Source organism: Aeromonas sp. SG16, from assembly GCF_024436135.1.
GTDB lineage: Bacteria > Pseudomonadota > Gammaproteobacteria > Enterobacterales > Aeromonadaceae > Aeromonas > Aeromonas jandaei.
The window spans coordinates 17,940-39,528 of sequence record NZ_JANFNW010000015.1; the positions used below are offsets into that span (position 1 = coordinate 17,940).

24 protein-coding genes are annotated in these 21,589 nt (G+C 61.6%); 14 read left to right on the forward strand and 10 right to left on the reverse strand.

Annotation, left to right across the window (positions count from 1 at the left end; all coding sequences use genetic code 11):
* Window positions 1-314: 314 nt before the first annotated feature.
* Window positions 315-1,091, reverse strand: a complete 777-nt coding sequence (locus tag NOM67_RS21360) for a glycosyltransferase family 2 protein (protein ID WP_031227896.1) — start codon at window positions 1,089-1,091, stop codon at window positions 315-317.
* Between the two features lie 218 nt (window positions 1,092-1,309).
* Between NOM67_RS21360 and waaF the strand changes: the two genes are divergently transcribed.
* Both waaF and waaA read left to right on the forward strand, forming a co-directional pair.
* The gene (gene waaF, locus NOM67_RS21365) at window positions 1,310-2,344 is read left to right on the forward strand and encodes a lipopolysaccharide heptosyltransferase II (protein WP_255940072.1); all 1,035 of its coding nucleotides are present in this window, start codon (window positions 1,310-1,312) and stop codon (window positions 2,342-2,344) included.
* A 1-nt stretch (window position 2,345) separates the two neighbouring features.
* A complete protein-coding gene (waaA, locus tag NOM67_RS21370) occupies window positions 2,346-3,611 on the forward strand; it encodes a lipid IV(A) 3-deoxy-D-manno-octulosonic acid transferase (RefSeq protein WP_255940074.1) in 1,266 nt (421 codons plus the stop codon).
* An 80-nt stretch (window positions 3,612-3,691) separates the two neighbouring features.
* Here the strand turns inward: waaA and NOM67_RS21375 are convergent, their stop codons facing one another.
* Genes NOM67_RS21375 through NOM67_RS21385 form a run of 3 tightly spaced genes read right to left on the reverse strand, consistent with a single transcriptional unit; the run spans window position 3,692 to window position 5,769 of the window.
* Window positions 3,692-4,951, reverse strand: coding sequence for a PTS ascorbate transporter subunit IIC (locus NOM67_RS21375; RefSeq protein WP_005357405.1), 1,260 nt, complete (start codon window positions 4,949-4,951; stop codon window positions 3,692-3,694).
* Window positions 4,952-5,002: 51 nt separating this feature from the next.
* Entirely contained in the window at window positions 5,003-5,290 is a 288-nt protein-coding gene (locus tag NOM67_RS21380) for a PTS sugar transporter subunit IIB (RefSeq protein ID WP_005356014.1), read from the reverse strand.
* A 35-nt stretch (window positions 5,291-5,325) separates the two neighbouring features.
* A complete protein-coding gene (locus NOM67_RS21385; protein ID WP_255940087.1) occupies window positions 5,326-5,769 on the reverse strand; it encodes a PTS sugar transporter subunit IIA in 444 nt (147 codons plus the stop codon).
* A 251-nt stretch (window positions 5,770-6,020) separates the two neighbouring features.
* Here NOM67_RS21385 and NOM67_RS21390 point away from each other — a divergent pair, with 251 nt between their 5' ends.
* The 4 genes from NOM67_RS21390 to NOM67_RS21405 all read left to right on the forward strand — a co-directional run bounded on the left by NOM67_RS21390 (window position 6,021) and on the right by NOM67_RS21405 (window position 8,724).
* On the forward strand, window positions 6,021-7,040 hold the full coding sequence (locus NOM67_RS21390) for a LacI family DNA-binding transcriptional regulator (RefSeq protein ID WP_255940089.1): 1,020 nt from the start codon (window positions 6,021-6,023) through the stop codon (window positions 7,038-7,040).
* A 34-nt stretch (window positions 7,041-7,074) separates the two neighbouring features.
* Entirely contained in the window at window positions 7,075-8,055 is a 981-nt protein-coding gene (locus NOM67_RS21395; RefSeq protein ID WP_255940092.1) for an MDR family oxidoreductase, read from the forward strand.
* A gap of 73 nt (window positions 8,056-8,128) precedes the next feature.
* On the forward strand, window positions 8,129-8,254 hold the full coding sequence (locus NOM67_RS21400) for a hypothetical protein (protein ID WP_255940094.1): 126 nt from the start codon (window positions 8,129-8,131) through the stop codon (window positions 8,252-8,254).
* Window positions 8,255-8,391: 137 nt separating this feature from the next.
* Entirely contained in the window at window positions 8,392-8,724 is a 333-nt protein-coding gene (locus tag NOM67_RS21405) for a DUF2799 domain-containing protein (protein ID WP_255940096.1), read from the forward strand.
* A 19-nt stretch (window positions 8,725-8,743) separates the two neighbouring features.
* Here the strand turns inward: NOM67_RS21405 and NOM67_RS21410 are convergent, their stop codons facing one another.
* Window positions 8,744-8,908, reverse strand: a complete 165-nt coding sequence (locus NOM67_RS21410) for a hypothetical protein (RefSeq protein ID WP_104016832.1) — start codon at window positions 8,906-8,908, stop codon at window positions 8,744-8,746.
* Between the two features lie 111 nt (window positions 8,909-9,019).
* On the reverse strand, window positions 9,020-9,457 hold the full coding sequence (locus tag NOM67_RS21415) for a flagellar basal body-associated FliL family protein (protein WP_033113609.1): 438 nt from the start codon (window positions 9,455-9,457) through the stop codon (window positions 9,020-9,022).
* A 145-nt stretch (window positions 9,458-9,602) separates the two neighbouring features.
* Here NOM67_RS21415 and NOM67_RS21420 point away from each other — a divergent pair, with 145 nt between their 5' ends.
* Window positions 9,603-10,139, forward strand: a complete 537-nt coding sequence (locus NOM67_RS21420) for a chorismate lyase (RefSeq protein WP_042030394.1) — start codon at window positions 9,603-9,605, stop codon at window positions 10,137-10,139.
* Window positions 10,136-11,005, forward strand: a complete 870-nt coding sequence (gene ubiA, locus NOM67_RS21425; RefSeq protein WP_041210786.1) for a 4-hydroxybenzoate octaprenyltransferase — start codon at window positions 10,136-10,138, stop codon at window positions 11,003-11,005. The genes NOM67_RS21420 and ubiA overlap by 4 nt, the downstream gene beginning before the upstream one ends.
* A gap of 67 nt (window positions 11,006-11,072) precedes the next feature.
* Here the strand turns inward: ubiA and plsB are convergent, their stop codons facing one another.
* On the reverse strand, window positions 11,073-13,496 hold the full coding sequence (plsB, locus tag NOM67_RS21430; protein WP_041210787.1) for a glycerol-3-phosphate 1-O-acyltransferase PlsB: 2,424 nt from the start codon (window positions 13,494-13,496) through the stop codon (window positions 11,073-11,075).
* Window positions 13,497-13,700: 204 nt separating this feature from the next.
* Here plsB and lexA point away from each other — a divergent pair, with 204 nt between their 5' ends.
* The 4 genes from lexA (at window position 13,701) to dinF (ending at window position 17,201) form a co-directional block, all read left to right on the forward strand.
* Complete coding sequence (gene lexA, locus NOM67_RS21435; protein ID WP_033113613.1) at window positions 13,701-14,327, forward strand: transcriptional repressor LexA; 627 nt, start codon at window positions 13,701-13,703, stop codon at window positions 14,325-14,327.
* Between the two features lie 377 nt (window positions 14,328-14,704).
* Window positions 14,705-15,004 (forward strand): hypothetical protein, encoded by a 300-nt coding sequence (locus tag NOM67_RS21440; RefSeq protein WP_198038045.1) that lies wholly within the window; start codon window positions 14,705-14,707, stop codon window positions 15,002-15,004.
* Between the two features lie 206 nt (window positions 15,005-15,210).
* Window positions 15,211-15,837, forward strand: coding sequence for an SCO family protein (locus tag NOM67_RS21445; protein ID WP_043851866.1), 627 nt, complete (start codon window positions 15,211-15,213; stop codon window positions 15,835-15,837).
* Window positions 15,838-15,839: 2 nt separating this feature from the next.
* Window positions 15,840-17,201: an MATE family efflux transporter DinF gene (dinF, locus tag NOM67_RS21450; protein WP_255940104.1), complete on the forward strand. Its 1,362-nt coding sequence runs from the start codon at window positions 15,840-15,842 to the stop codon at window positions 17,199-17,201.
* A gap of 13 nt (window positions 17,202-17,214) precedes the next feature.
* Here the strand turns inward: dinF and trmL are convergent, their stop codons facing one another.
* From trmL to NOM67_RS21465, 3 genes are all read right to left on the reverse strand, one after another.
* Complete coding sequence (gene trmL / locus NOM67_RS21455) at window positions 17,215-17,679, reverse strand: tRNA (uridine(34)/cytosine(34)/5-carboxymethylaminomethyluridine(34)-2'-O)-methyltransferase TrmL (protein ID WP_042030399.1); 465 nt, start codon at window positions 17,677-17,679, stop codon at window positions 17,215-17,217.
* Between the two features lie 74 nt (window positions 17,680-17,753).
* A complete protein-coding gene (locus NOM67_RS21460) occupies window positions 17,754-19,124 on the reverse strand; it encodes an ATP-binding protein (RefSeq protein ID WP_255940116.1) in 1,371 nt (456 codons plus the stop codon).
* Complete coding sequence (locus tag NOM67_RS21465) at window positions 19,106-19,801, reverse strand: response regulator (protein WP_041210792.1); 696 nt, start codon at window positions 19,799-19,801, stop codon at window positions 19,106-19,108. The genes NOM67_RS21460 and NOM67_RS21465 overlap by 19 nt, the downstream gene beginning before the upstream one ends.
* Window positions 19,802-19,886: 85 nt before the next feature.
* On the opposite strand from NOM67_RS21465, the gene NOM67_RS21470 reads away from it, so the two are divergent.
* Together NOM67_RS21470 and cysE are read left to right on the forward strand one after the other, a co-directional pair.
* A complete protein-coding gene (locus NOM67_RS21470) occupies window positions 19,887-20,798 on the forward strand; it encodes a cation diffusion facilitator family transporter (protein WP_041210793.1) in 912 nt (303 codons plus the stop codon).
* 8 nt (window positions 20,799-20,806) lie between these two features.
* Complete coding sequence (cysE, locus tag NOM67_RS21475) at window positions 20,807-21,586, forward strand: serine O-acetyltransferase (RefSeq protein WP_033113620.1); 780 nt, start codon at window positions 20,807-20,809, stop codon at window positions 21,584-21,586.
* The last annotated feature ends 3 nt before the right edge of the window (window positions 21,587-21,589 follow it).

A 21,589-nucleotide genomic window follows, 5' to 3' on the forward strand; every position in this document is an offset into this window, starting at 1 on the left:
ACAGGGCCCCGCGGGGCCCTGTTCTGTATGGTGATGATCGCCGCAGACAGGCCTGCAGATCGGACATTGCCCCCGACAGCCCTTTTACGCCCCTCTTAGCACCCCGCTGACACGGTTCCTGCCGGTATAAGCTGGAGTTGGGTCATTTAAGCAAAACCCATAAATTCAGCTTATAGCGATCGAGTTAACCTCTGTCGCCTCCGTCATGGCCATTGCGCGCCCTGCAAGGGCTCCGCCCGATCTGCCACCATGCAATTCGCCCCTTGTTCCGCTGGAACAAGGGGCGAATTGACGAACTTGCGGTGGGGTAGGCGTTATTCCGGCTGCTGCGGTTGCTGGCGCACCCAGAGGTCGGCGTATTTGACGAAGGTGGAGTGGGCGGAGAGGATCGCCAGCAGCAACCCCTGCTTGCCATCGAGGAAGCCCGCCTTGAGCAGGTACATCTTGATGAAGCAGCCGACGGCATGCATCAGCCCCTGACTGAGGGAGCCCTTCTTGCCGCGAGCGGTGCGCTGATCGGCCCAGGCGCGGGCATAACCGGCGGATTTGACCAGATAGTGCTCCAGATCCCGATAGGTAAAGTGGTGCAGGTCGCCGTAGAGGTTGACGATCTTCATGTTGGCGCGCACTTCCACCTTCTCGTGCACCAGCGCCTCGTTGTAGCTGGTGAGTGCCTTGGGATAGAGGCGCAGCACCCGATCCGGATACCAGCCGCTGTGGCGGATAAAGCGGCCAAAGACCCAGGAGAGGCGCGGCAGCGAGTAGATGGTGTCGCTGGCCGGATTGGCCATCACGTTGGCGATGGCGGTTTTCAGCTCGGGGGTGAGCCGCTCGTCGGCATCCAGCCACAGCACCCAGTCGGACTGCACATGAGACTGGGCCAGTCGGCGCTGTTTGCCAAAGCCGGGCCACTTGGCGTTGACGAAGAAACGGGCCCCAAATTCGGCGGCGATGGCCGGGGTCTCGTCCTGACTGCCTGAGTCCAGAATGACGATCTCGTCCACCAGTCCGTCGAGGGAGGCGAGGCACTTGCGCAGGTTGTCGGCTTCATTCTTGACGATCAGAACGGCAGCCAGAGTCGGTTTTTTCACGAAATGGGGCTCTCGGTTGTTGCCCGTCTGGCGGGACATGCTCGAATTGGCGCCCATTCTAGCCTAAAAGCGTGGCCGGGGCATGACCCGGGTGGCGGCTGGTCTCCCCTGTCAGAGCGGGTAGGTAAGGATCTTCTGTTATTTATCCGACCATTCTTGGGGCATAATCTCGCCCAGTGATGATTAACCGCCGGGCCAGACCCGAGAGAAGACGCGTAATGAAAATATTGGTGATCGGCCCCTCCTGGGTCGGCGACATGGTGATGTCCCAGAGTCTCTACAAGGCGATCAAGGCCAACCATCCCGAGAGCGAGCTGCACGTGATGGCCCCCGCCTGGTGCTGCGCCCTGCTGGAGCGGATGCCGGAGGTGGACAAGGCGATCACCATGCCCCTTGGCCACGGTGACTTCAAGCTGGTGGCGCGCCGCCGCCTCGGCAAGCAGCTGGCGGCCGAGAAGTACGATCAGGCCATCGTCCAGCCCAACTCCATGAAGTCGGCGCTGATCCCCTGGTTTGCCCGCATTCCGGTGCGTACCGGCTGGAAAGGGGAGCACCGCTTCGGCCTGCTCAACGATATGCGCAGCAACAAGTCCGCCTTCCCGCTGATGGTGGAGGGCTATCTGGCGCTCGCCTATCCCAAGGAGCAGATGAAGAGCCGGGCCGATATTCCGACCATTCCCCACCCTTCTCTGCACGTCGATCTGGTCAACCAGAGCAAGGGGCTGGAGCGACTGGGACTGGATCGCGCCCGCCCGGTGCTGGTGCTCTGCCCCGGTGCCGAGTTTGGCCCGGCCAAGCGCTGGCCTGAAGGGCACTATGCCGTGGTGGCCCAGCAGCATCTGGACGAAGGGTGGCAGGTGTGGATCTTCGGCTCCAACAAGGATGTGCCGGTAGCCAATACCATCCGGGATCGGGTCAACCTGCTGACCCGCCCCAACTGCCACGTGCTGGCGGGCAAGACCAGCCTGCACGAGGCGATCGATCTGATGGCGCTGGCCAGCCGGGTCATCTCCAACGACTCCGGCCTGATGCACATCGCCGCCGCCCTCAACCGGCCGCTGGTGGGCGTCTATGGCTCCACCTCACCGCTCTACACCCCGCCGCTGGCGGATCGGGTCGAGATCGTTCACACCGACATCGAGTGTCGCCCCTGCTTCAAGCGCACCTGCAAGTTCGGCCATCTCAAGTGCCTGATCGACCTGGCGCCGGAGCAGGTGGTCGATGCCTGCAAGAAGCTGGAGCAGAGTCAGTAAGATGCCCTACCGTCTGCTCTACAACCTGCTGATCCATCTGGGATTGCCGCTGGCGCTGCTGGCCCTCTACAAGCCGAAGAAAGGCAAGCCCGGCTTTGGCAAGCGCTGGGCCGAGCATCTCGGGCGGCTGCCCGCCACCGGACAGGAGGCGCCGCTCTGGATCCATGCGGTGAGCGTGGGGGAGACGCTGGCCATCACGCCGTTCATTCGCGCCCTCAAGGCGGAGCGGCCCGATCTGCCGATCCTGCTCACCACCACCACCCGCACCGGTGCCGATCAGGCTGCCAAGCTGGGGGATCTGGTGATCCATCGCTACGCGCCGCTCGACTACCCCTGGGCCATTGCCGCCTTTCTCGACACCTTCAAGCCGCGCGCGCTCTGGGTGATGGAGACCGAGCTGTGGCCGAACTGGCTGGCCGCCTGCGAGGCGCGCCACCTGCCGGTGACCATCATCAACGCCCGCCTCTCCGAGCGATCCTGCCAGCGTTATGCCCGCTTCCACGGCGCTTTCGACGCCCTGAGCCGGCCGTTGACCCATCTGCTCTGTCAGCATCAGGATGACGCCGACCGCTTCGCCCGCCTCGGCATCGAGCGTTCGCGGCTGGCGGTGACCGGCTCCATCAAGTTCGATATCCAGTTTGGTGACGAGGTGCAGGCCAAAGGTCGCGCCCTGCGCCAGCAGCTGGGGACGGATCGGCCGGTCTGGATCGCCGCCAGCACCCATCTGGGTGAGGACGAGCAGGTGCTGGCCGCCTTCGATCTGCTGCTCAAACGCCATCCCGACGCGCTGCTCATTCTGGTGCCGCGCCACCCCGAGCGGTTCGACCGGGTGGCCGAGCTGTGTGCCCCTTACGGCTGTGTGCGGCGCACGGATGGTGCTGCGGTGAGTGCGGAGGATAAGGTCTATCTTGGCGATACCATGGGCGAGCTGCCGCTGATGCTGGCTGCGGCCGATGTGGCCTTCGTCGGCGGCAGTCTGGTGAAGATTGGCGGTCACAACCTGCTGGAGCCGGCGGCCCTCGGCAAGCCCTGCCTGACGGGTCCCGCCTATTTCAACTTCAGCGATATCACCCGCCAGCTGGTGGCTCAGGGTGGCGCCGCCATCGTGGCCGATGCCGCTGAGCTGGGCGAGCGGGTGAGCCAGCTGTTTGCCGACGGCAACGCCCGCCGCGAGATGGGCGAGCAGGCCCGCGCCGTGGTGTTGCGCAATCAGGGTGCGCTGGCGCGCACTCTCTCGCACTGCCTCACTGCGCTGGAGAACGACTGAGTTTCAGCCTTCTCATACATCTCAGCCATAAAAAAAACGGAGCGCGATGCGCTCCGTTTTGTTTTTGGCGGTTGCCGGAATTAGCGAACGATCAGCCCCAGCAGGATGCCGACCACACCGAAGTCGGAGTCGCTGAAGGTGGTGTTGGCGAAGCCGAGGTCGCCCAGTACCGGCAGCAGGAACACCGGTAGAATGGTGAGCAGCAGCAGGCCGTTGGCGAAGGAGCCCAGAATGGCGCCACGACGACCACCGGTGGCGTTGCCGAAGACCCCGGCAGCGGCGCCGACGAAGAAGTGCGGTACCACGCCCGGGATGATGACGGTCAGACCCATGGCGTAGAGCAGCGCCATCCCCACCAGACCGGCGGCAAAGCTCGACAGGAAGCCGATCAGCACGGCGTTGGGGGCGTAGGGGAAGACGATCGGGCAGTCGAGTGCCGGCTTGGCGTTCGGTACCAGCTTGTCGGAGATCCCCTTGAAGGCCGGTACGATCTCGGCGATGACCATCCGCACACCCTGCAGGATGACGTAGACACCGGCGGCGAAGGTGATGGACTGCATCAGGGAGAACATGAACCAGTGCTTGCCCTTGGCGACGCTGGAGACAAACTCGGGGCCGGCGAAGGCGGAGGTCACCAGGAAGATGATGCCCATGGTGAAGGAAATGGCCACCGGGGTATCGCGCAGGAACAGCAGGCTCTTGGGCACCTGCACATCTTCGCAGCTGTGGGCCTTGTTGCCGAACTTGGCGCCGATCAGGGCGGAGAGCACGTAGGAGCAGGTGGAGAAGTGGCCCAGCGCCACGTCATCGGAGCCGGTGATCTGCTTCATGAAGGGGTGGGCGATGGCTGGGAAGAAGACCATGGCGACGCCGACCACCAGACTGCCGACCGCGATCAGCGGCACGCCGCTCATACCGCCGGCAGAGAGGATCACCGCCACCATCATCGACATGAACAGGGTGTGGTGACCGGTCAGGAAGATGAATTTCCACGGAGTCAGCCGGGCGATCAGGATGTTCACCAGCATGGCGAAGAACATGATCATCGCCATCTCCTTGCCAAACGAGGTCTGGGCGATGGAGACGATGGCTTCGTTGTTGGGGACGACCCCCTTGATGCCGAAGGCGTGCTGGAAGATAACGGCGAAGTCACCCAGCGAGTTGATCACCAGGGTGGCACCGGCCCCCAGAATGACGAAACCCATGATGGTCTTGACCGTGCCCTTGATGCACTCGGTCACCGGTTTCTTCTGGGCAATCAGGCCGATAAGCGCGATCAGGCCGACCAGCACGGCGGGCTCGGACAGCACGTCAAACATCAGAAAGTTGAAAAATTCCATGGTCAGCTCCTGGCAATGGAAGATGCGGCCCGCAGGCCGCATGGAGGATCCTTAGAGGGCGCCCAGTTCGCGCAGGGCGGTGGCGAGCTTCTCTTTCATCGCGGCCTTGTCGACCATGTTGTCGAGGGCCACCAGACGGCCGTTGACCCCCATGGATTGCAGCTGCTCGGCGATGTCGCGGGTGGCGACAAAGATCTCGGCGGTTTCACTGCCGGCGGAGGCCAGATCGCGGTGATCCACCTCGGCGGTGACCGCCAGCTCTTTCAGGATGCTCTTGATGCTCATCTCCATCATCAGGCTGGTGCCCAGACCGTGACCGCATACAACCAGAATTTTCATTGTCTCTTCCTCTGTCAGGTGCGCCGTGGCGCAGATCAGTAGCGCGCCAGAATGCGCAGGATGTCGTCTTTGGTATCGGCCGCAATGATGGCCGCCACGTCCTCTTCATTCATAAACAGCTCGGCCAGCTGGGCGATGGTCTCCACGTGGGAGTTGCTGTCGCTGGCGGCCAGGGTGATCAGCAGCCGGATCGGGTCGTTGCCCTCGGAGTCGAAGTTGACCCCCTGCTTGATGACGGTCAGCCCCAGACCCAGCCGGTTGACTCCGTCCTCGGGGCGAGCGTGGGGCATCGCCAGACCGGGGCCCAGTACGTAGTAGGGGCCGAGCTCCTCATGAGAGCGAAACAGCGCCGCCACGTAGGAGGGTTCGATGATGCCATTGGCCAGCAGGGGCGCCGTGGCCAGCTCGATGGCATGGCGCCAGTCGCGGGCTGCGGGTTCGATGCGGATGACATCCTCGGTCAGCAGTTGAGTCAGCATGGTGGTGATCCGGCTAGTTAAGATGGCGCCAATCTATCGATCTTGCGGTGGTGAAACTGTGAGGGTGATCGCGAAAGTTAGCGCTATCAGATAGCGCTAACATGAAACTGTGATAGCGCTATCACTTCACCCATTAACGGGAGCCATCCTGCCCCTGCGGTAGGGGAAAGAGAGTAGAATCGGCCCTGAGCAAATAGTCAGTGGCGCTCTTTTGCCTTAAAGTGAGCAGCCGCAAGCCGAGGAAGGGATGGATGTCAGAAGCGAAAAAGCGCCGTAGCACGGGTCGGGTGACCCTCAACGATGTGGCCCAGCTGGCCGGAGTGGGGGCCATGACGGTCTCCCGTGCCCTGCGCACTCCCGAACTGGTCTCCGACAAGATGCGCGAGCGTATCGAAGCTGCGGTGGAAGAGCTCGGCTATATCCCCAATCGTGCCGCCGGTGCGCTGGCGTCGGGTACTTCCCATGTGATTCTGGTGATAGTGCCGAGCCTGCTTGATCGCGCCAGTGCCGAATTGATGGCCGGGTTGCAACCCATCTTGATGAAGGCCGGTTATCAGCTGGTACTGGGTGACGCCCAGCATCTGCGCCAGCAGAGCGAACATCTGGAGCAGTTGTTGCAATACAACCCCGCCGCCGTGATCGTGCTGGGTTGCCTTGAGTCGCCAGATGACAAGGCGCTATTGCGTAACAGTCGTCTGCCTGTGGTTGAGGTGGGGGCTTTGGTGCCCCATCCCATGGATCTCTGTGTCGGCGGCTCCAATCAGGAGGCCGGTTATCGCCTGACCCGTCACCTCATCGAGCGGGGTTACCGCAATATCGGTTTTCTCTGTGCCCGTCAGGAGCAGTGGATGCTGCAGCAGCGCATGCGTGGCTGGCAGCAGGCGATGCTGGAGCACTATCTCTCGCCCGATATGGTGATCAATACCTCGGAGGCGCCCAGTTTCAGCACCGGTGCTGCTATGTTGGGGGAGTTTCTGCTGCGTTGGCCAGAGCTCGATGCACTTATCTGCGTCAACGATGAGCTGGCCGCCGGCGTGCTGTTCGAGTGCCAACGACGGCACCTGAGCGTGCCCGGTAAGCTGGCTATCGCCGGTTTTGATGATTCCGATGTGGCGAAGAGTTGTTATCCTGCCCTCACATCGGTTCAGGTTCCCTATCGCAAAATGGGCAGCATGGCTGCCGAGATGATCCTGCACAAGCTGGCTGGCGACGAGGTGCAAGAGGCGACCCGGATCCTCGAGTTCGAATTGCAAAAGCGCCAAAGCAGCTAACCGTTCCGTTTCAATCCCCATCAAAGAGGCAACCATGTTCAAGGCTCTGTTACTGGAAAACCAAGACGGCAAGACCATTCCGACCCTGACCCGACTGACCGAAAGCCAGTTGCCGGAGGGTGAGGTGCGGGTAGCGGTGAGCTACAGCTCCATCAACTACAAGGACGGGCTGGCCATCACCGGCAAGGGCAAGATAGTGCGTCAGTGGCCGCTGGTGCCCGGCATCGACTTCGCCGGTACCGTGCTCGAATCCGCCGACAGCCGCTATCAGCCGGGAGACAAGGTGGTGCTGACCGGTTGGGGCGTGGGCGAAGGGCACTGGGGCGGCATGGCCGAACAGGCGCGGGTCAAGGGCGACTGGCTGGTGCCGCTGCCCGCCGGGCTCGATGAGCGGCAGGCCATGTGCATCGGCACCGCCGGCCTCACCGCCATGCTCTGCGTGCTGGCGCTGGAAGAGGCGGGCATTACCCCGGCAAGCGGTGAGGTGCTGGTCACCGGCGCTGCGGGTGGCGTGGGCTCCGCCTCGGTCGCCCTGCTGGCGGCCCTTGGCTATCAGGTAGCGGCGCTGACCGGCCGTCCCGAAGAGCAGGGGGCCATGTTGACTGCGCTCGGTGCCAGCCGCATCGTGCCGCGCAGTGAACTGCTGGTGCCTGCCAAACCGCTGGAGAAACAGTTGTGGGCCGGTGCCATCGATACCGTCGGCAGTCAGGTACTGGCCAAACTGCTGGCCCAGATGAACTACGGCGGCGCCGTGGCAGCCTGCGGGCTGGCGGGGGGCTTCGATCTGCCGACCAGCGTGATGCCCTTTATTCTGCGCAATGTGCGGCTGCAGGGGGTCGATTCGGTGATGTGCCCGCTGGCACGTCGTCAACTGGCTTGGCAGCGACTGGCACGGGATCTGCCTACCAGCTTCTTTGCTCAGGCGGTTACCGAGATCGGGCTGGAGCAGGTGGTCGAGGCTGCCGAGGCCATCACGCTGGGTCAAATCGCGGGGCGCACTCTGGTCAAACTTTGAACTCTGACGACTGGCGAGCCCGACATTTCCGGATAGAATTGGATTGCGGGTGAACTATCCAAGGAGAGTGAAGATGGGTGGACACAAGCCGGATTACGACTCGTCAGACGATGATTGGGAGCCGGAATCCTGGGAAGAGGAGCTGGATCAGTGGGAAGATGAAAGCTGGCAGGATGATGACCCTTTCGATGACCAGTGAACCACAGCATTGAATGAACAGGCGGGCATTGTGCCCGCCTGATTTTTTTGCGGCGCTCACAGGGCTGGCTTGTGCCTCTTGTGGTCACCGGATGGCTGGATAAGAATGAACTGCTCAAACGACACTCAAGGATGACTATGCGACTCACCATCATACTGCTGGCAGCTCTGCTGGGTGGCTGCGCCTCCAACAACGATCCCTGCGAGAAGGTGTGGAGCGATGTCGGGGAGGCCGATGGCAAGCTGGGGTTCACCGCCGAGCGGGTCGAGTTCCATCAGGCCCAGTGCGGCAATAAGGTGGATAGCGAACTGTGGGAGCAGGGACGCCAGAAAGGGCTGGCCTGGTATTGCCGCCCGGAGCACCTCTATCTGGCCGGTCGCTCCGGTGGCGAGTATCGCGGCGTCTGCCCGAACGACATGCAGGCCCGCCGGCTGTTCGAACAGGGACGGCAGGGGTGGACGGATCAATAACGTCCTGACGGGGGAGGCGTTACTCCTCTTTCAGCCGCAGCGGCTGGCAGAGGTAGCCTTTCTCGTTGGCGCTGCGGGCACATTTGCCGCAGACGAATTTGGGTTTGCGGATTATCTTGCGCAGCGCTTTGAGATCAGTGGGGATTTCGTGGCGGCGCCACTCACACAGGGTCTTGCTGCCCATAACGATTACCTCTACGACTCGACGGACGTATTGTAATCAATTTTCATTTCGAATAAACGACAAACCCGCCAGCCGGGGAGAATCCCTGCTGGCGGGTTTGCGAATGAAACGTTACTGGTAGAGGAATTTGGTGAAGATGAGCTCGCGCACCGCTTTCTTGCCGGTCTCTTTCACCAGCAGCTCGTTTGCCTTGGCTTCGCACTCCTTGCGCAGCTCTTCGCGGCTGACCAGAGACTTGATCTGGTCAGCACTCTTGCTGCCCATCAAGCGAATGATGGCGTCTCGGATCAGCGGATCATGCTGCTCCAGCAGTTTGAGGTCGCCCTCGTTGGCCGCCATCAACTCTACCGTCACCCGGACGTAGCCGAGGGTTTTGCCATCGCTCAGGTAGTTGGTGATGATGTCCGGATCGAGCAGGTGGTAGTAGAAGCCGGGTTTGGGAGCGGCGGCCGCCTCTCCCTCTGCGGGTGGCTCCTCTCCTCCGGAGGCATAGACCTGAAGTGCACCGCAGCTCAGCAACAACACCAGCAGAAATTTGAATAGCTTCATATGGATGGCTCATCAGCAAGAGATACCCCATTTTTGATGCTGCCATCGGGGCCGTCAAGCACGGATGTTCTTACATTTCGCGATTGATTTACGGATAATAAACCGGATTTTAACCTGAACACGGAAATCTCTGGATGGTGATGCTGTGAAGTCCGAGTTGACTGTTCCCCTCACGCTCTCGGGTAGCTGGCTGGCTCCGGAAAGTTGTGAATTGCCAGCCTCGCTGCGCCCCTGGTTGCTGGAGCCGGGCTCAATGACCCGGCGGCTGCGCCAGCACAATAGCCACTTTTCGGTGGAGTGGCTTGGCAATCATCAGGTCTCTCTCACTGCCGATGAGCAGTGGCTGGTGGATGCGCCCACTCCGGCCGGGATCTGCCGCGAGGTGATCCTGCACGGCGATCGGGGGCCGGCGGTTCTGGGCTGGACCCTGTTTGCCGATGTGGCGCTGGAGGGAAGCGGGCTGGCCGATCTTGGCGAGCAGCCGCTCGGCGAGCGGATATTCGGCCACGAGCCGGCGCGGCGCGATCATCTGCAAGTGGCGCGCTTCGAGATCGCCACCAATCCCCGCTGTCCGGCAGCCGTGGTCTGGGGGCGCCGCTCCCGCCTGTTTCTGGGGCCGTGGCCACTGCTGGTGCACGAGCTGTTTCTGCCTTCTCTCGTTTGTAACAAGGAGCTGGAGTGAATCTGTTGACCAAGGAGCGAGGGCTGGCCTATATGCAGTTGGCTCGCATCGACAAACCCATCGGTACCCTGCTGCTGCTGTGGCCCACCCTCTGGGCGCTCTGGCTGGCGGCAGGTGGTGTCCCCAATCTCTGGAACCTCATCGTTTTTGCCGTGGGCGTTTTTCTGATGCGCTCGGCAGGTTGCGTCATCAACGACTATGCGGATCGCGACTTCGATGGCCATGTCAAACGCACCTCCGGGCGCCCGCTGCCGACCGGCAGGGTTGATCCGCGCGAGGCGCTGGCGCTCTTCTTCGTGCTGGCGCTCATCTCGTTTGCCCTGGTGCTGACCATGAACCCGCTCACCATCAGCCTGTCGTTTATCGGCCTGTTGCTGGCGGTCTGCTACCCCTTCATGAAGCGGCTCATCTCCAACCCGCAGTTTGTGCTCGGGCTGGCCTTCTCCTGGTCGATCCCCATGGCTTATGCGGCGCAGGCCAATGCTCTGCCCCTCGTTGCCTGGCTGCTCTTCCTGGCCAACCTGCTCTGGACCATCGCCTATGACACCCAGTACGCCATGGTGGATCGGGACGATGACCTCAAGCTCGGTCTCAAATCGAGCGCCATCCTGTTTGGCCGCAACGACAAGCGGATCATCGGGGCGCTGCAACTGGGCACCCTGCTGATCATGCTGGTGGTTGGCCAGCTGATGGCGCTGGGGGGCTGGTATTACTGGGGATTGCTGGGGGCTGGCGTGCTCTTCGTCTACCAGCAGCGGTTGATCCGCGAGCGCGAACGCGAAGCCTGCTTCAAGGCGTTTCTCAACAACAACTATGTGGGGGCGCTGATCTTCATCGGCGTGGTGCTCGATTACCTGCTGGCGTGACCTGTTCCCGCGCAAACTCCGATAAAAAAAGGCCGCATCATGCGGCCTTCTTTGTTTGCGTTGCAGATCAGAGCTGGTTGCCCGCCTGAATGGTGCGGCGGATCTTGTTGCTCAGCAGCGGCACTATGTTGTCGGCCAGTGCCTGGAAGCGGCCGAGATCCGGCTTGCAGTCGGAGGAGAAGTAACCCTCCTTGCGCAGGGTGTGGATCAGGGTGCTGAACAGCTTCTGGTCGAAGAACTCGGGGGCGTTGATGCCGTGCAAAGTGCCGAGGCGCTCTGCCATCATCAGGCCGTCCGCTTCCAGCTGCTCCGCCTCGATATGGGGCTGGGCCAGCACCCGGGTCAGCACGATGGCGTAGCGCTGCAGGGTCTCCTGAATGCTCTCCGCCAGCAGCAGCAGGCGCATCTGGTTGGCCGGGTTGACCCAGTAGCCGCCATCGCGCGCTTCGATCAGTTGCTGGCGCTGCAGTTCGGCCAGCAGGGCATCGACCAGCTCCGGCAGCTCATCCTCTTCGTAGCGCAGGAACAGCTCGGTCTTGAGCAGCGGATAGATGTCGATGCAGCGGGCCAGCAGCTCGCTGTGGGAGATCCCTTCGCAGCGCTCGATCAGGGCTGCTACCAGCGAGGGCATGGCGAACAGGTGGAGGATGTTGTTGCGGTAGTAGGTCAGCAGGATCGCCTGATAGCGGTCGAGACTGATGATCTGGCCCAGCTTGTCCTCGCTCACCTCGAACTTGTTGAGCTCCATCGCCTGATCCAGCAGGGTGGCGGCATCTTCGGCCGGCATGGTGCTGTGCGGGCTATAGGGCACCTGCTTGAGCAGATCCAGATAGGTGTTGAGCTGGGCCTGCAGTTCGTCGCGGGTCAGGGCGTGACGCTCGGCGGCCAGCAGTGCCAGCGCGCTCAGGGTCAGGCCATTGACCGCGGCAGCGCCGTTGATGCGAGTCATCAGCAGCTCGGCCAGCTCGTTGACGGTGCCCGCCATCCACTCCGGACGCTCCTCTTCCCCGATGTGCTGTTTCCAGTCGGGAATATGCTCGCTCAGGTAGCTGTTGAGGGTCAGCGGTTCGCCGAAGTTGACGAAGCCACGGCCGTAGTTGCGCAGCTTGCGCAGGATGCCGAGCACCTGCAGGAAGCTCTCTTTCTCCTTGCGGCTGCCCTTGAGCTCGTTGTGGTAGGTGTTCACCTCCATCACGTGCTCGTAACCGAGATAGACGGGCACCAGAGTGACCGGTCTGTCCAGCCCGCGCATCATCGCCTGCAGGGTCATCGCCAGCATGCCGGTCTTGGGCGGCAGCAGGCGACCGGTACGAGAGCGGCCACCCTCGGTGAAGAACTCCACCGAGTAACCCTTGGCAAACAGCAGGTTGAGGTATTCACGAAATACCGTGCTGTAGAGCGGATTGCCCTTGAAGGTGCGACGAATGAAGAAGGCGCCGCCGTGGCGGAAAATCGGGCCCGCCGGCCAGAAGTTGAGGTTGATGCCCGCCGCGATATGGGGCGGCACCATCCCCTGGTGATAGATGACGTAGGAGAGCAGCAGGTAATCCATGTGGCTGCGGTGGCAGGGGACATAGACGATCTCGTGCCCCTCCTGTGCCAGCTGGCGTACCTTCTCTGCGCCGTTGACGGAGAGCCCGCGGTAGAGCTTGTTCCACAGCCAGCCGAGGAAACTCTCCCCAAGGCGGATCAGCCGGTAGGAGAAGTCGGAGGCGATCTCGTCCATATAGCCGTGAGCCCGCTTCTTGGCTTTCTCGAGGCTGATCCCCTCGCGCTGGGCCTCCTCTTCAATCGCCTGCTGGATCACTTCGGAGTCGAGCAGCTGTTTGAACAGCAGGTGGCGGTTCGGCAGTTTCGGGCCGGTGGCAGCGAGCTGCTGGCGGCTGAAGTGGGTGCGAGCCACCCGCGCCAGTTTGTGGGCGATCCCTTCGTCGGTGCCATGTTTGTCCGCCATATAGCGCAGGGAGAGCGGCGGCGAGAAGCGCACCAGATTCTCGCGACCCTTGAGGATCACGATGAGCGCCTTCTTCAGCCGGTTCGGCGCCAGACTGCTGATGATGTTCCAGCCGGAAGCCTCTTCGCCTTCCCGACCCGGGGCGCGGCCCCAGAACAGGGTGACGGGCACCACCTGGATATCGAGTTCGGGATCCTGCTTGTGCAGATCCAGCAGCTGGTGGAACTCCTGCAGGAAGGGGAGCGGTTTGCTGCGTTTACCAAACAGGGGAGGCGGACGATCCAGACAGACATAGCGCGGCAGCAGCTGGCCGTTAAGTTCCAGCGGGGTGAAGGGGCCGGGCAGACCGAGATCCTCGCAGCACTGCTGCAGGGTCATCAGGTCAGTGATCGAACTGGTCTTCAGGGCGTAGACGATGGGTCTGGCCGGATCCAGATTGAGTTCTGTGATGGGATTTTCCGGCAGGCTCTTGTGATTGACCAAGCCGCTGACCGGCCATTGCAAGATGGCTCTGGAAATCTTCTGTCCTAGGGACATGTGCGTCTGCTCTCCAAAAAAATGCGGCGTGAGCATAGCAAATCGGCGGCCCCTTGTCGCCGAGAGGTACGATGAGTCAGCTGCGCAGGATCAAAACAGCGATAAATGAGCGGTTTGTCGCGACAAATGTCAGCTCTGCCTTGCCTTGGTCACTGCACTGTATATACTGCCAGTGTGCTGTATAAAAAGACAGGTGCCCATTCTATGAAACCCCTTACTCCCCGCCAGGCCGAAGTGCTGGAGTTGATCAAGGCGAATATGAGCGAAACCGGCATGCCGCCGACTCGCGCCGAGATTGCCCAGAAGCTTGGTTTCAAGTCGGCCAATGCGGCCGAAGAACATCTGAAGGCCCTGGCCAAAAAAGGGGTCATCGAGATCATGCCGGGCACGTCCCGCGGCATCCGCCTGCTGCTTGAAGAGGAGGAAGAGGTGCTGGAAGAGAGCGGCCTGCCTCTGATTGGCAAGGTCGCTGCCGGTGAACCTATCCTGGCGCAGGAGCATATCGAGAGCCACTACCAGGTGGATCCCGCCCTGTTCCATCCGCGGGCAGATTTTCTGCTACGGGTGCAGGGGATGAGCATGAAGAACATCGGCATCCTGGATGGCGACCTGCTGGCTGTGCACAAGACTCAGGAGGTGCGCAACGGTCAGGTGGTGGTGGCTCGTCTCGATGAGGATGTCACCGTCAAGCGCTTCCAGCGCAAGGGTAGCCAGGTGTGGCTGCTGCCGGAAAACGAAGAGCTCTCCCCCATCGAGGTGGATCTCTCCAGCCAGCACCTTACCATCGAAGGTCTGGCCGTCGGCGTGATCCGCAACGCCGACTGGATGTAATTTCCCCTTTGCCATGAGACGGCCTCCTGCGGGAGGCCGTTTTGTTTTTTGCGCCTTTCCTGTTGGCCTGGCCGCTAGCCCATTGCTGCGAGACTCAACAGGCGTTCGACGAAGGGAGTGGCTGCCAATCATTCATTTCGGATATATGCTCAAATCAGGGTCTCGCCAATAAAGAGACTTCTTGCCATGCGTTGCCGGCTTGTGGCGGGTAATCGGGGCAAAGTCAGAACAAGCGTGGACAATGCACCTTCACGGGATATGAAGGGAGAGGGGGCGCCCCTGCCATGGGGCGTCACTCGTGGTATGGCAAGTCGCCGTGCTGCCGGCAGAGTCGGGCAGGCGAAACAGCATAACTTGTCGGTCAGGGAGGACTGGTTATGGCATCGAGATCTCCATGGGATACAGAGGTGAGGGAACTGGCACCGGTATCCTCCATCACCCGTTTTTTCAGAGGCAGCCGGTTGACCTGGTTCTATGGGCTCTGGCTGCACCACAAGGGCTCGCACTGGACGCTCTGGCTGGGTTGCCCGAAAGAGAAGGTGGTACAGCTGGTGCTGCTGTTCAAGCGGAGCCATGGTGTTGCCAAGTCGCAGGAAAACTGGTTGGCACCAGTGATCCCCATCAGTGCCAGAGCGCTCGGCAAAATGCTGCAGCAGAGGCGCATTCACCGCCCGTGAAGGGGATGGATGGCGCCAGAGACCCACAAAACCGGCTCGCACACGAGCCGGTTTTTGTTTTTGCGGTTGCTGCTTAATTGAACCAAACGGTCTGTTCCTGACAGAGCCGTGTACAAGGAGTCTCCAGTTCATGCCCTGCTGAGGTACAATCCCCCACCTGTCTGGCTATCGATGCTGTGTGTACTGAACCGAAAGGGTCTCTTGTTATGATGAAGCTTCGCTATCCCCTGCTGTTTCTGCTGCTGACAGGCTGCCTGATCCTTGCCTTCTACCTCACCCAGCCAAAACGGCCTGAGCATGCTGACTACTATCCGGTCGGGCGGGACATCAACAACTTCCAGCTGATCGATGCCGACAACAAACCATTCACCCCAGCCAACTTGCTGGGCCACTGGACCTTTCTCTTCGTCGGTTACACCTTCTGCCCCGATATTTGCCCCACTACGCTGGCGGATATACGCTCCGTCTACGATCAGCTGAAGAAGCTGGCACCGACCACTCAGGTGGTCTTTGTATCGGCGGATCCCCAGCGCGATGATCCTGCCCGTCTCAAAACCTATACCGCCTTCTTCAACCCCGAGTTCAAGGCGGCGACGGCACCACACGACAAGCTGTTCCCGTTCGTGCGCAATCTGGGGCTGGTCTACTCCATCGCCAAGGAGGGGGAGAAGGATTACCTGATCGATCATTCCGCCTCCATCGTCCTCATCAACCCCAAGGGCAAGTTGCAGGGGGTATTTCGGCCCAAGGTGGAGCGCGGCCAGGTACCGCTGGTGCAGATGGATAGCATGCTCTCCGACTTCTCCCGCATCCTGAAGCTGACAGGTCACTGAGAGTGACGCACCCAGTTGCGCCTTGGTGGCGAGATCCCTCTCGCCACCGCGCCGTCTTTGCCCTCGCCCTGCCGATGGTCTTCTCCAATATCACCACCCCCCTGCTGGGGCTGGTGGATACCTGGGTGATCGGTCATCTCGGGCAGGCCTGGTTTCTCGGGGGCGTCTCGGTCGGGGCGACCCTCATCAACCTCATCTTCTGGCTGCTCGGTTTTCTGCGAATGTCCACCACCGGACTGACGGCGCAGGCACACGGTGCTGCTGACGGGCGGGCCCAGCTCGATACCCTGCTGCGCGGGTTGGGGCTGGCCGTTGCCCTCGGGCTGGCTCTGCTTCTGCTGCTGTTTCCCCTGCTGCCACGGCTGATTGCCCTGAGCGGTGGCTCGCCCGAGGTGCAGCTCTATGCTGGCCAGTACGTGGCGGTGCGGATCTGGAGCGCTCCGGCGGCGCTCTGCAATCTGGTGATCATGGGTTGGCTGCTGGGGATGCAGGATGCCCGCAGTCCCATGGCGATGCTGATCCTCACCAATCTGGTCAACATGGCGCTCGATGCCCTGTTTGTGCTGGGGCTCGGCTGGCAGGTGCGCGGCGTGGCGGCGGCCTCGGTGCTGGCCGATTACTGCGCGCTGGGGGTCGGCATCTGGCTGGTATCTCGTCAGCTGCGGCAATTGGCGCCAACGGTGTGGCAGGATGGCTGGCAGCGCTGGCGCCAGCTTGCTCCCATGGTGCGGCTGCTCGGTCTCAACCGCGATATCTTCCTGCGCTCCTTATCCCTGCAGCTCTGCTTTGCCTTTATGACTCTGCAAGGTGCGCGGCTGGGCGACGTGGCGGTGGCGGCCAATGCGGTACTGCTCAACTTCCTGATGCTTATCTCCTACGGGCTCGATGGCTTCGCCTATGCCGTCGAGGCCATGGTCGGGCGAGCCATCGGCTTGCGGGATCGGCACCGGCTGCGGGAGGCTATCCTGCTCAATCTGGGCTGGGCGGCACTCATCGCCAGCGGTTTTACCCTGATATTTGCCCTCTTCGGTAGCCACCTTATCGGCTATATCACCGATATTCCGGCTGTCGTGGTAGAGGCAACCCGCCACCTGCCCTGGCTGGTGGTGATGCCCTTGCTGGCGGTCTGGTGTTTCCTGCTGGATGGTGTCTTTATCGGGGCGACCCGGGCGAAGGAGATGCGCAACAGCATGCTGCTGGCGGCGTTTGGCGGTTTCTTCCCGATCTGGTGGCTCTGTCAGTCGTGGGGTGTTGCGGCACTGTGGGCCGCGATGGCGACGTTGATGATGGGGCGTGGCCTGTCACTGGGGGTCACCTGTTGGCGACTGGAGCGAAGCGGGCGCCTGCTGGACGCCCGCCACTGATGATCCGAGGTGCTTACATGGCGCCGGGATAACCGAGCTGGCGCCAGCTCTCGTAGACAAAGACCGAGACTGCATTGGAGAGATTCATGCTGCGGCTCTGGGGCAGCATGGGGATGCGTACCCGCTGCTCGAATGGCAGGCTCTCGATGATCTCGATGGGCAGACCGCGGCTCTCAGGCCCGAACAGCAGGGCGTCGCCAAGGGCAAACTGCACGGCCGAGTGCGCAGTGCGTCCCTTGGTGGTGCAGGCAAATACCCGCTTGGGCGCCACTTCTGCCAGAAAGGCTTCATAACTCGGCCAGCGCTTCACCTCGGCAAACTCGTGATAGTCGAGTCCTGCCCGCTTCACCCGCTTGTCATCCCACTCAAATCCCAGCGGCTCGATCAGATGGAGCCGGTATCCGGTGTTGGCGCAAAGCCGGATGATATTGCCGGTATTGGGCGGAATTTCCGGCTGGTAGAGGACGATATCGAGCATGACGAGCTCCTGCAAAGAGATGTAAAGGCAAGAAGGGGCGCCAGCATACCCAGCGCCCGTGCCGATGAAAAGGGTCAGGCGACCGGTAGTTTGATGGTGACGGTGAGGCCGGTCGGGTGGTTGTTGCTGGCGGCAATGGTGCCGCCATGGCGCTGGATCGCCTCCGCCGCGATGGCCAGCCCCAGCCCGGTTCCGCCGGTCTTGGCATTGCGGGCATCATCGACCCGGAAGAAGGGCTGGAACAGCAGCGGCTGCTGCTCGTCAGGTACACCGGGCCCGTCATCCCGAATGGTCATCACCCACTCCTTGCCATCCCGATACCACTCCACCTTGATGAACTCGCGGGCATATTTGAGGGCGTTGCGCAGCGGGTTCTCGATGGCCCGCGAGAGCAGCTCCGGCCACATCTGGATCGACTCGGTCGGCAGTTGCGGCAGTCTGAGCTGTTTGCCGCTCTGGTTTGCCTCGAACATGGCATCTTCGAGCATGGGTTCCAGCAGATCGGCCAGCGGCTGCACGACGGGGGCCTCCACATGTTGCTGTACCCGCGACAGGTCGAGCAGGTCACCGATCAGCTTGTCCAGCCGGCCAATTTCCGATTCGATCCGGGCCAGCTCGGCGCTATCGCCCTGCTTGCGGCGGATCAGCGCCTGCGCCAGTTGCATCCGGGTTAAGGGGCTGCGCAGCTCGTGAGAGATGTCTGAGAGCAGCTGTTTCTGCTTCTGGATCATGCTCTTGAGCGTATCCACCATGCGGCTGACATGGTCGGCCAGCTGGCCGATCTCGTCACGGCGCCCAAGGTTGGGGATCTGCACTTCAAGGTTGCCAGCTGCCAGCTGGGAGACTGATTTCTGCAACTGCAGGATCGGGCGGGTCAACCGCCAGGCGAGCAGCAGACAGAGCGGCGTGCTGATCAGCATGGCTACCCCGAGAATGCGGATCGGGTGATCCAGCACCTGAATGAACAGGAACAGGTAGGGGTTTTCGGCATTGAGCCCGAAATAGACGTGGTAGCTGTGGCCGTGGTGCTGCATCAGAAAGGGGCCGGCGATCGCTTTGCGGTGCTCGTTGCGCAGCATGGGCTTGCCCGGGTCATCGGCATCCACCATGAAGCGCACCACGAACTTGCGGGGATGGGTGGTGGACTGGATCTGCCCCTTCTCGTCGCGGATATAGACGTTGTCCACCGGCAGCATGGCGATGTTGTCCATCGCCTTGGCCAGATCGAAATCCTGATCCGGGTCGGCGGCATTGAGCAGCGCCTGCACATTGTTCTGCATCCGTGCCACCTCGTGGGTGGGCAGCGGGATCTGGTTGCGGGGATCGAGCGTCGGCAGGCTGATCACTGCCGCGAGGATCACCAGCAACATAAACCAGAACCAGAGGAAGATGTGGGTCGAGATCCCGTTGAGAGAGGTGCCCCCCTTTATTCTTGCTCGAGCCACAGATAGCCGCGCCCCCGTACGGTTTTGAAGCGGGGCTGACCATCGGCGCGCTCCGGCAGTTTCTTGCGCAGGTTGCTCAGGTGCATGTCGATGGCGCGATCGAAGGGTTCCAGCTTCTTGCCGAGCACCTGCTCGGAGAGGTGACTCTTGCTGACGATCTGGCCGGGGTTGCGCAGCAGGCACTCCAGCAGGCCGAACTCTGTAGCAGTCAGCTCCAGTAGCTGCTCGCCGCAGCGGGCCTGCTGCAGGCCGGGTTGCAGCACTATGTCCATAAAGCTGACTTCGTCGGAGGAGTTGCCGCGCTGGGGCGGGGCGCTCTGGGTACGGCGCAGGATGGCACGCACCCGGGCCAGCAGCTCCCGATCATCGAACGGCTTGGCCAGATAGTCGTCGGCCCCCGCCTCAAGACCGTTGACCCGATCCTGGCTGTCGCCACGGGCGGTCAGCATCAGTACCGGTGTTTCATGGGTCTTGCGCAGCTTGGCCAGCATGGCGAAGCCGTTGAGCTTGGGCATCATCACATCGAGCAGCACCAGATTGAAGCTCTGCTCTGCCAGTCGTTGCAGCCCCTCTTCACCATCCTCGGCGACCGTGACCTGAAATCCCTCCAGGGTCAGAATTTCTGTGAGCAACTGGGTCAATTCAAGATCGTCGTCGACCAGGAGTATTCTGTTCATCGGGTGTTATTCCGCAGATTTTCGCGCCAAACTGACGCCGGGGTCAGGGTATAATAAGTTTTTCATCGCCAGAGGAAAGCCGGTTTTGAGCCATCAACAATATTCCCGTTGGGTTACCTTTGCCAGCATGGCGGCCGTCACGACCGCCACCCTGCTCATCATCGGCAAACTGATCGCCTGGCTGATGACAGATTCATCAACCTTGCTGGCATCCCTGACTGACTCCTTTATGGATGTGAGCGCCTCCATCATCAACCTGCTGGCCATCCGTTATGCGCTGGCCCCTGCCGATGACGAGCACCGCTTCGGTCACGGCAAGGCGGAGTCGCTGGCCGGACTCATCCAGTCGGCCTTTATCTCCGGTTCCGCTTTGTTGCTGGTGATGCACGGCATCTCGTCGCTGCTCAAGCAGGCACCCATCGAGCGGCTGGAGGCGGGCCTCTGGGTCAGTGGTGGCTCCATCGTGCTGACCCTGCTGCTGGTCAGCTTCCAGAGCTTTGTCATTCGCAAGACCAACAGCGTCGCCATCAAGGCCGACATGCTGCACTACCGCTCCGATCTGTTGCTCAACGCCGGGGTGCTGCTGGCGCTGGTGCTGGCGGGGCAGGGGTGGTACTGGGCTGACGGCCTGTTTGCCATCCTGATCGGTCTGTTCCTGCTGTGGGGAGCGTTGCATATTGGTTACGAATCGGTGCAGGCGCTGCTCGATCGTCAGTTGCCAGCCGAAGAACAAGCGAGAATAATGGCCCTCTGCTGCGCCGTCGAAGGGGTTCACGGCGTCCACGATCTGCGCACCCGCCAGTCGGGGCCGACCCGCTTTGTGCAGCTGCACCTTGAGCTGGATGACCAGATCCCTCTGGTCAAGGCCCATCAAATCGCCGATGAAGCCGAGCTGGCCGTGCGCCAGGCTTTCGAGCGAATGGACGTAATTATCCACATGGACCCCATCTCGGTGCTGACAAAAGAACAACAGAGCCCTCACCCTGAACAACAGTAGGCTGCAACATGGATGATCTGGTTGCCAAAACCTGGCAGAAAATTCAGCAAGAAGCACAGTGCATGGCGGCCCAGGAGCCGATGCTGGCCAGCTTCTTCCACTCCACCATTCTCAATCACAAAAATTTGCGCTCGGCTCTCAGCTTCCAGCTGGCCAACAAGCTCGACAGCGCCACCATGCCTGCCATCGCCCTGCGCGAGGTGATCGAGCTGGCGCTGCGCAGCGAGCCTGAGCTGCTGACCGTGGTTGCCGCCGACATCTGTGCCGTACAGGATCGCGATCCGGCGGTTGACCTTTTCTCCACTCCGCTGCTCTACCTCAAGGGGTTCCATGCTCTGCAGGGCTATCGGGTCGCCAACTGGCTGTGGCGTCAGGGGCGCCGCTCGCTGGCGCTCTACCTGCAGAACCAGATCTCGGTGGTATTCGGGGTCGATGTGCATCCGGCCGCCCGCATCGGCAAGGGGATCATGTTTGACCACGCCACCGGCATAGTGGTGGGCGAGACGGCGGTGATTGAAGATGACGTCTCGATCCTGCAGAGCGTGACCCTCGGTGGTACCGGCAAGGAGAGTGGCGATCGTCATCCCAAGATCCGCGAAGGGGTGATGATAGGGGCGGGCGCCAAGGTGCTCGGCAATATCGAAGTGGGCATGGGCGCCAAGATTGGTGCCGGCAGTGTGGTGATCAATCCGGTGCCACCCCATACCACAGTCGCGGGCGTACCAGCCAAGATCGTCGGCCGTCCGGAGTGCGACAAGCCTTCACTGGATATGGATCAGTGCCTCTGATCT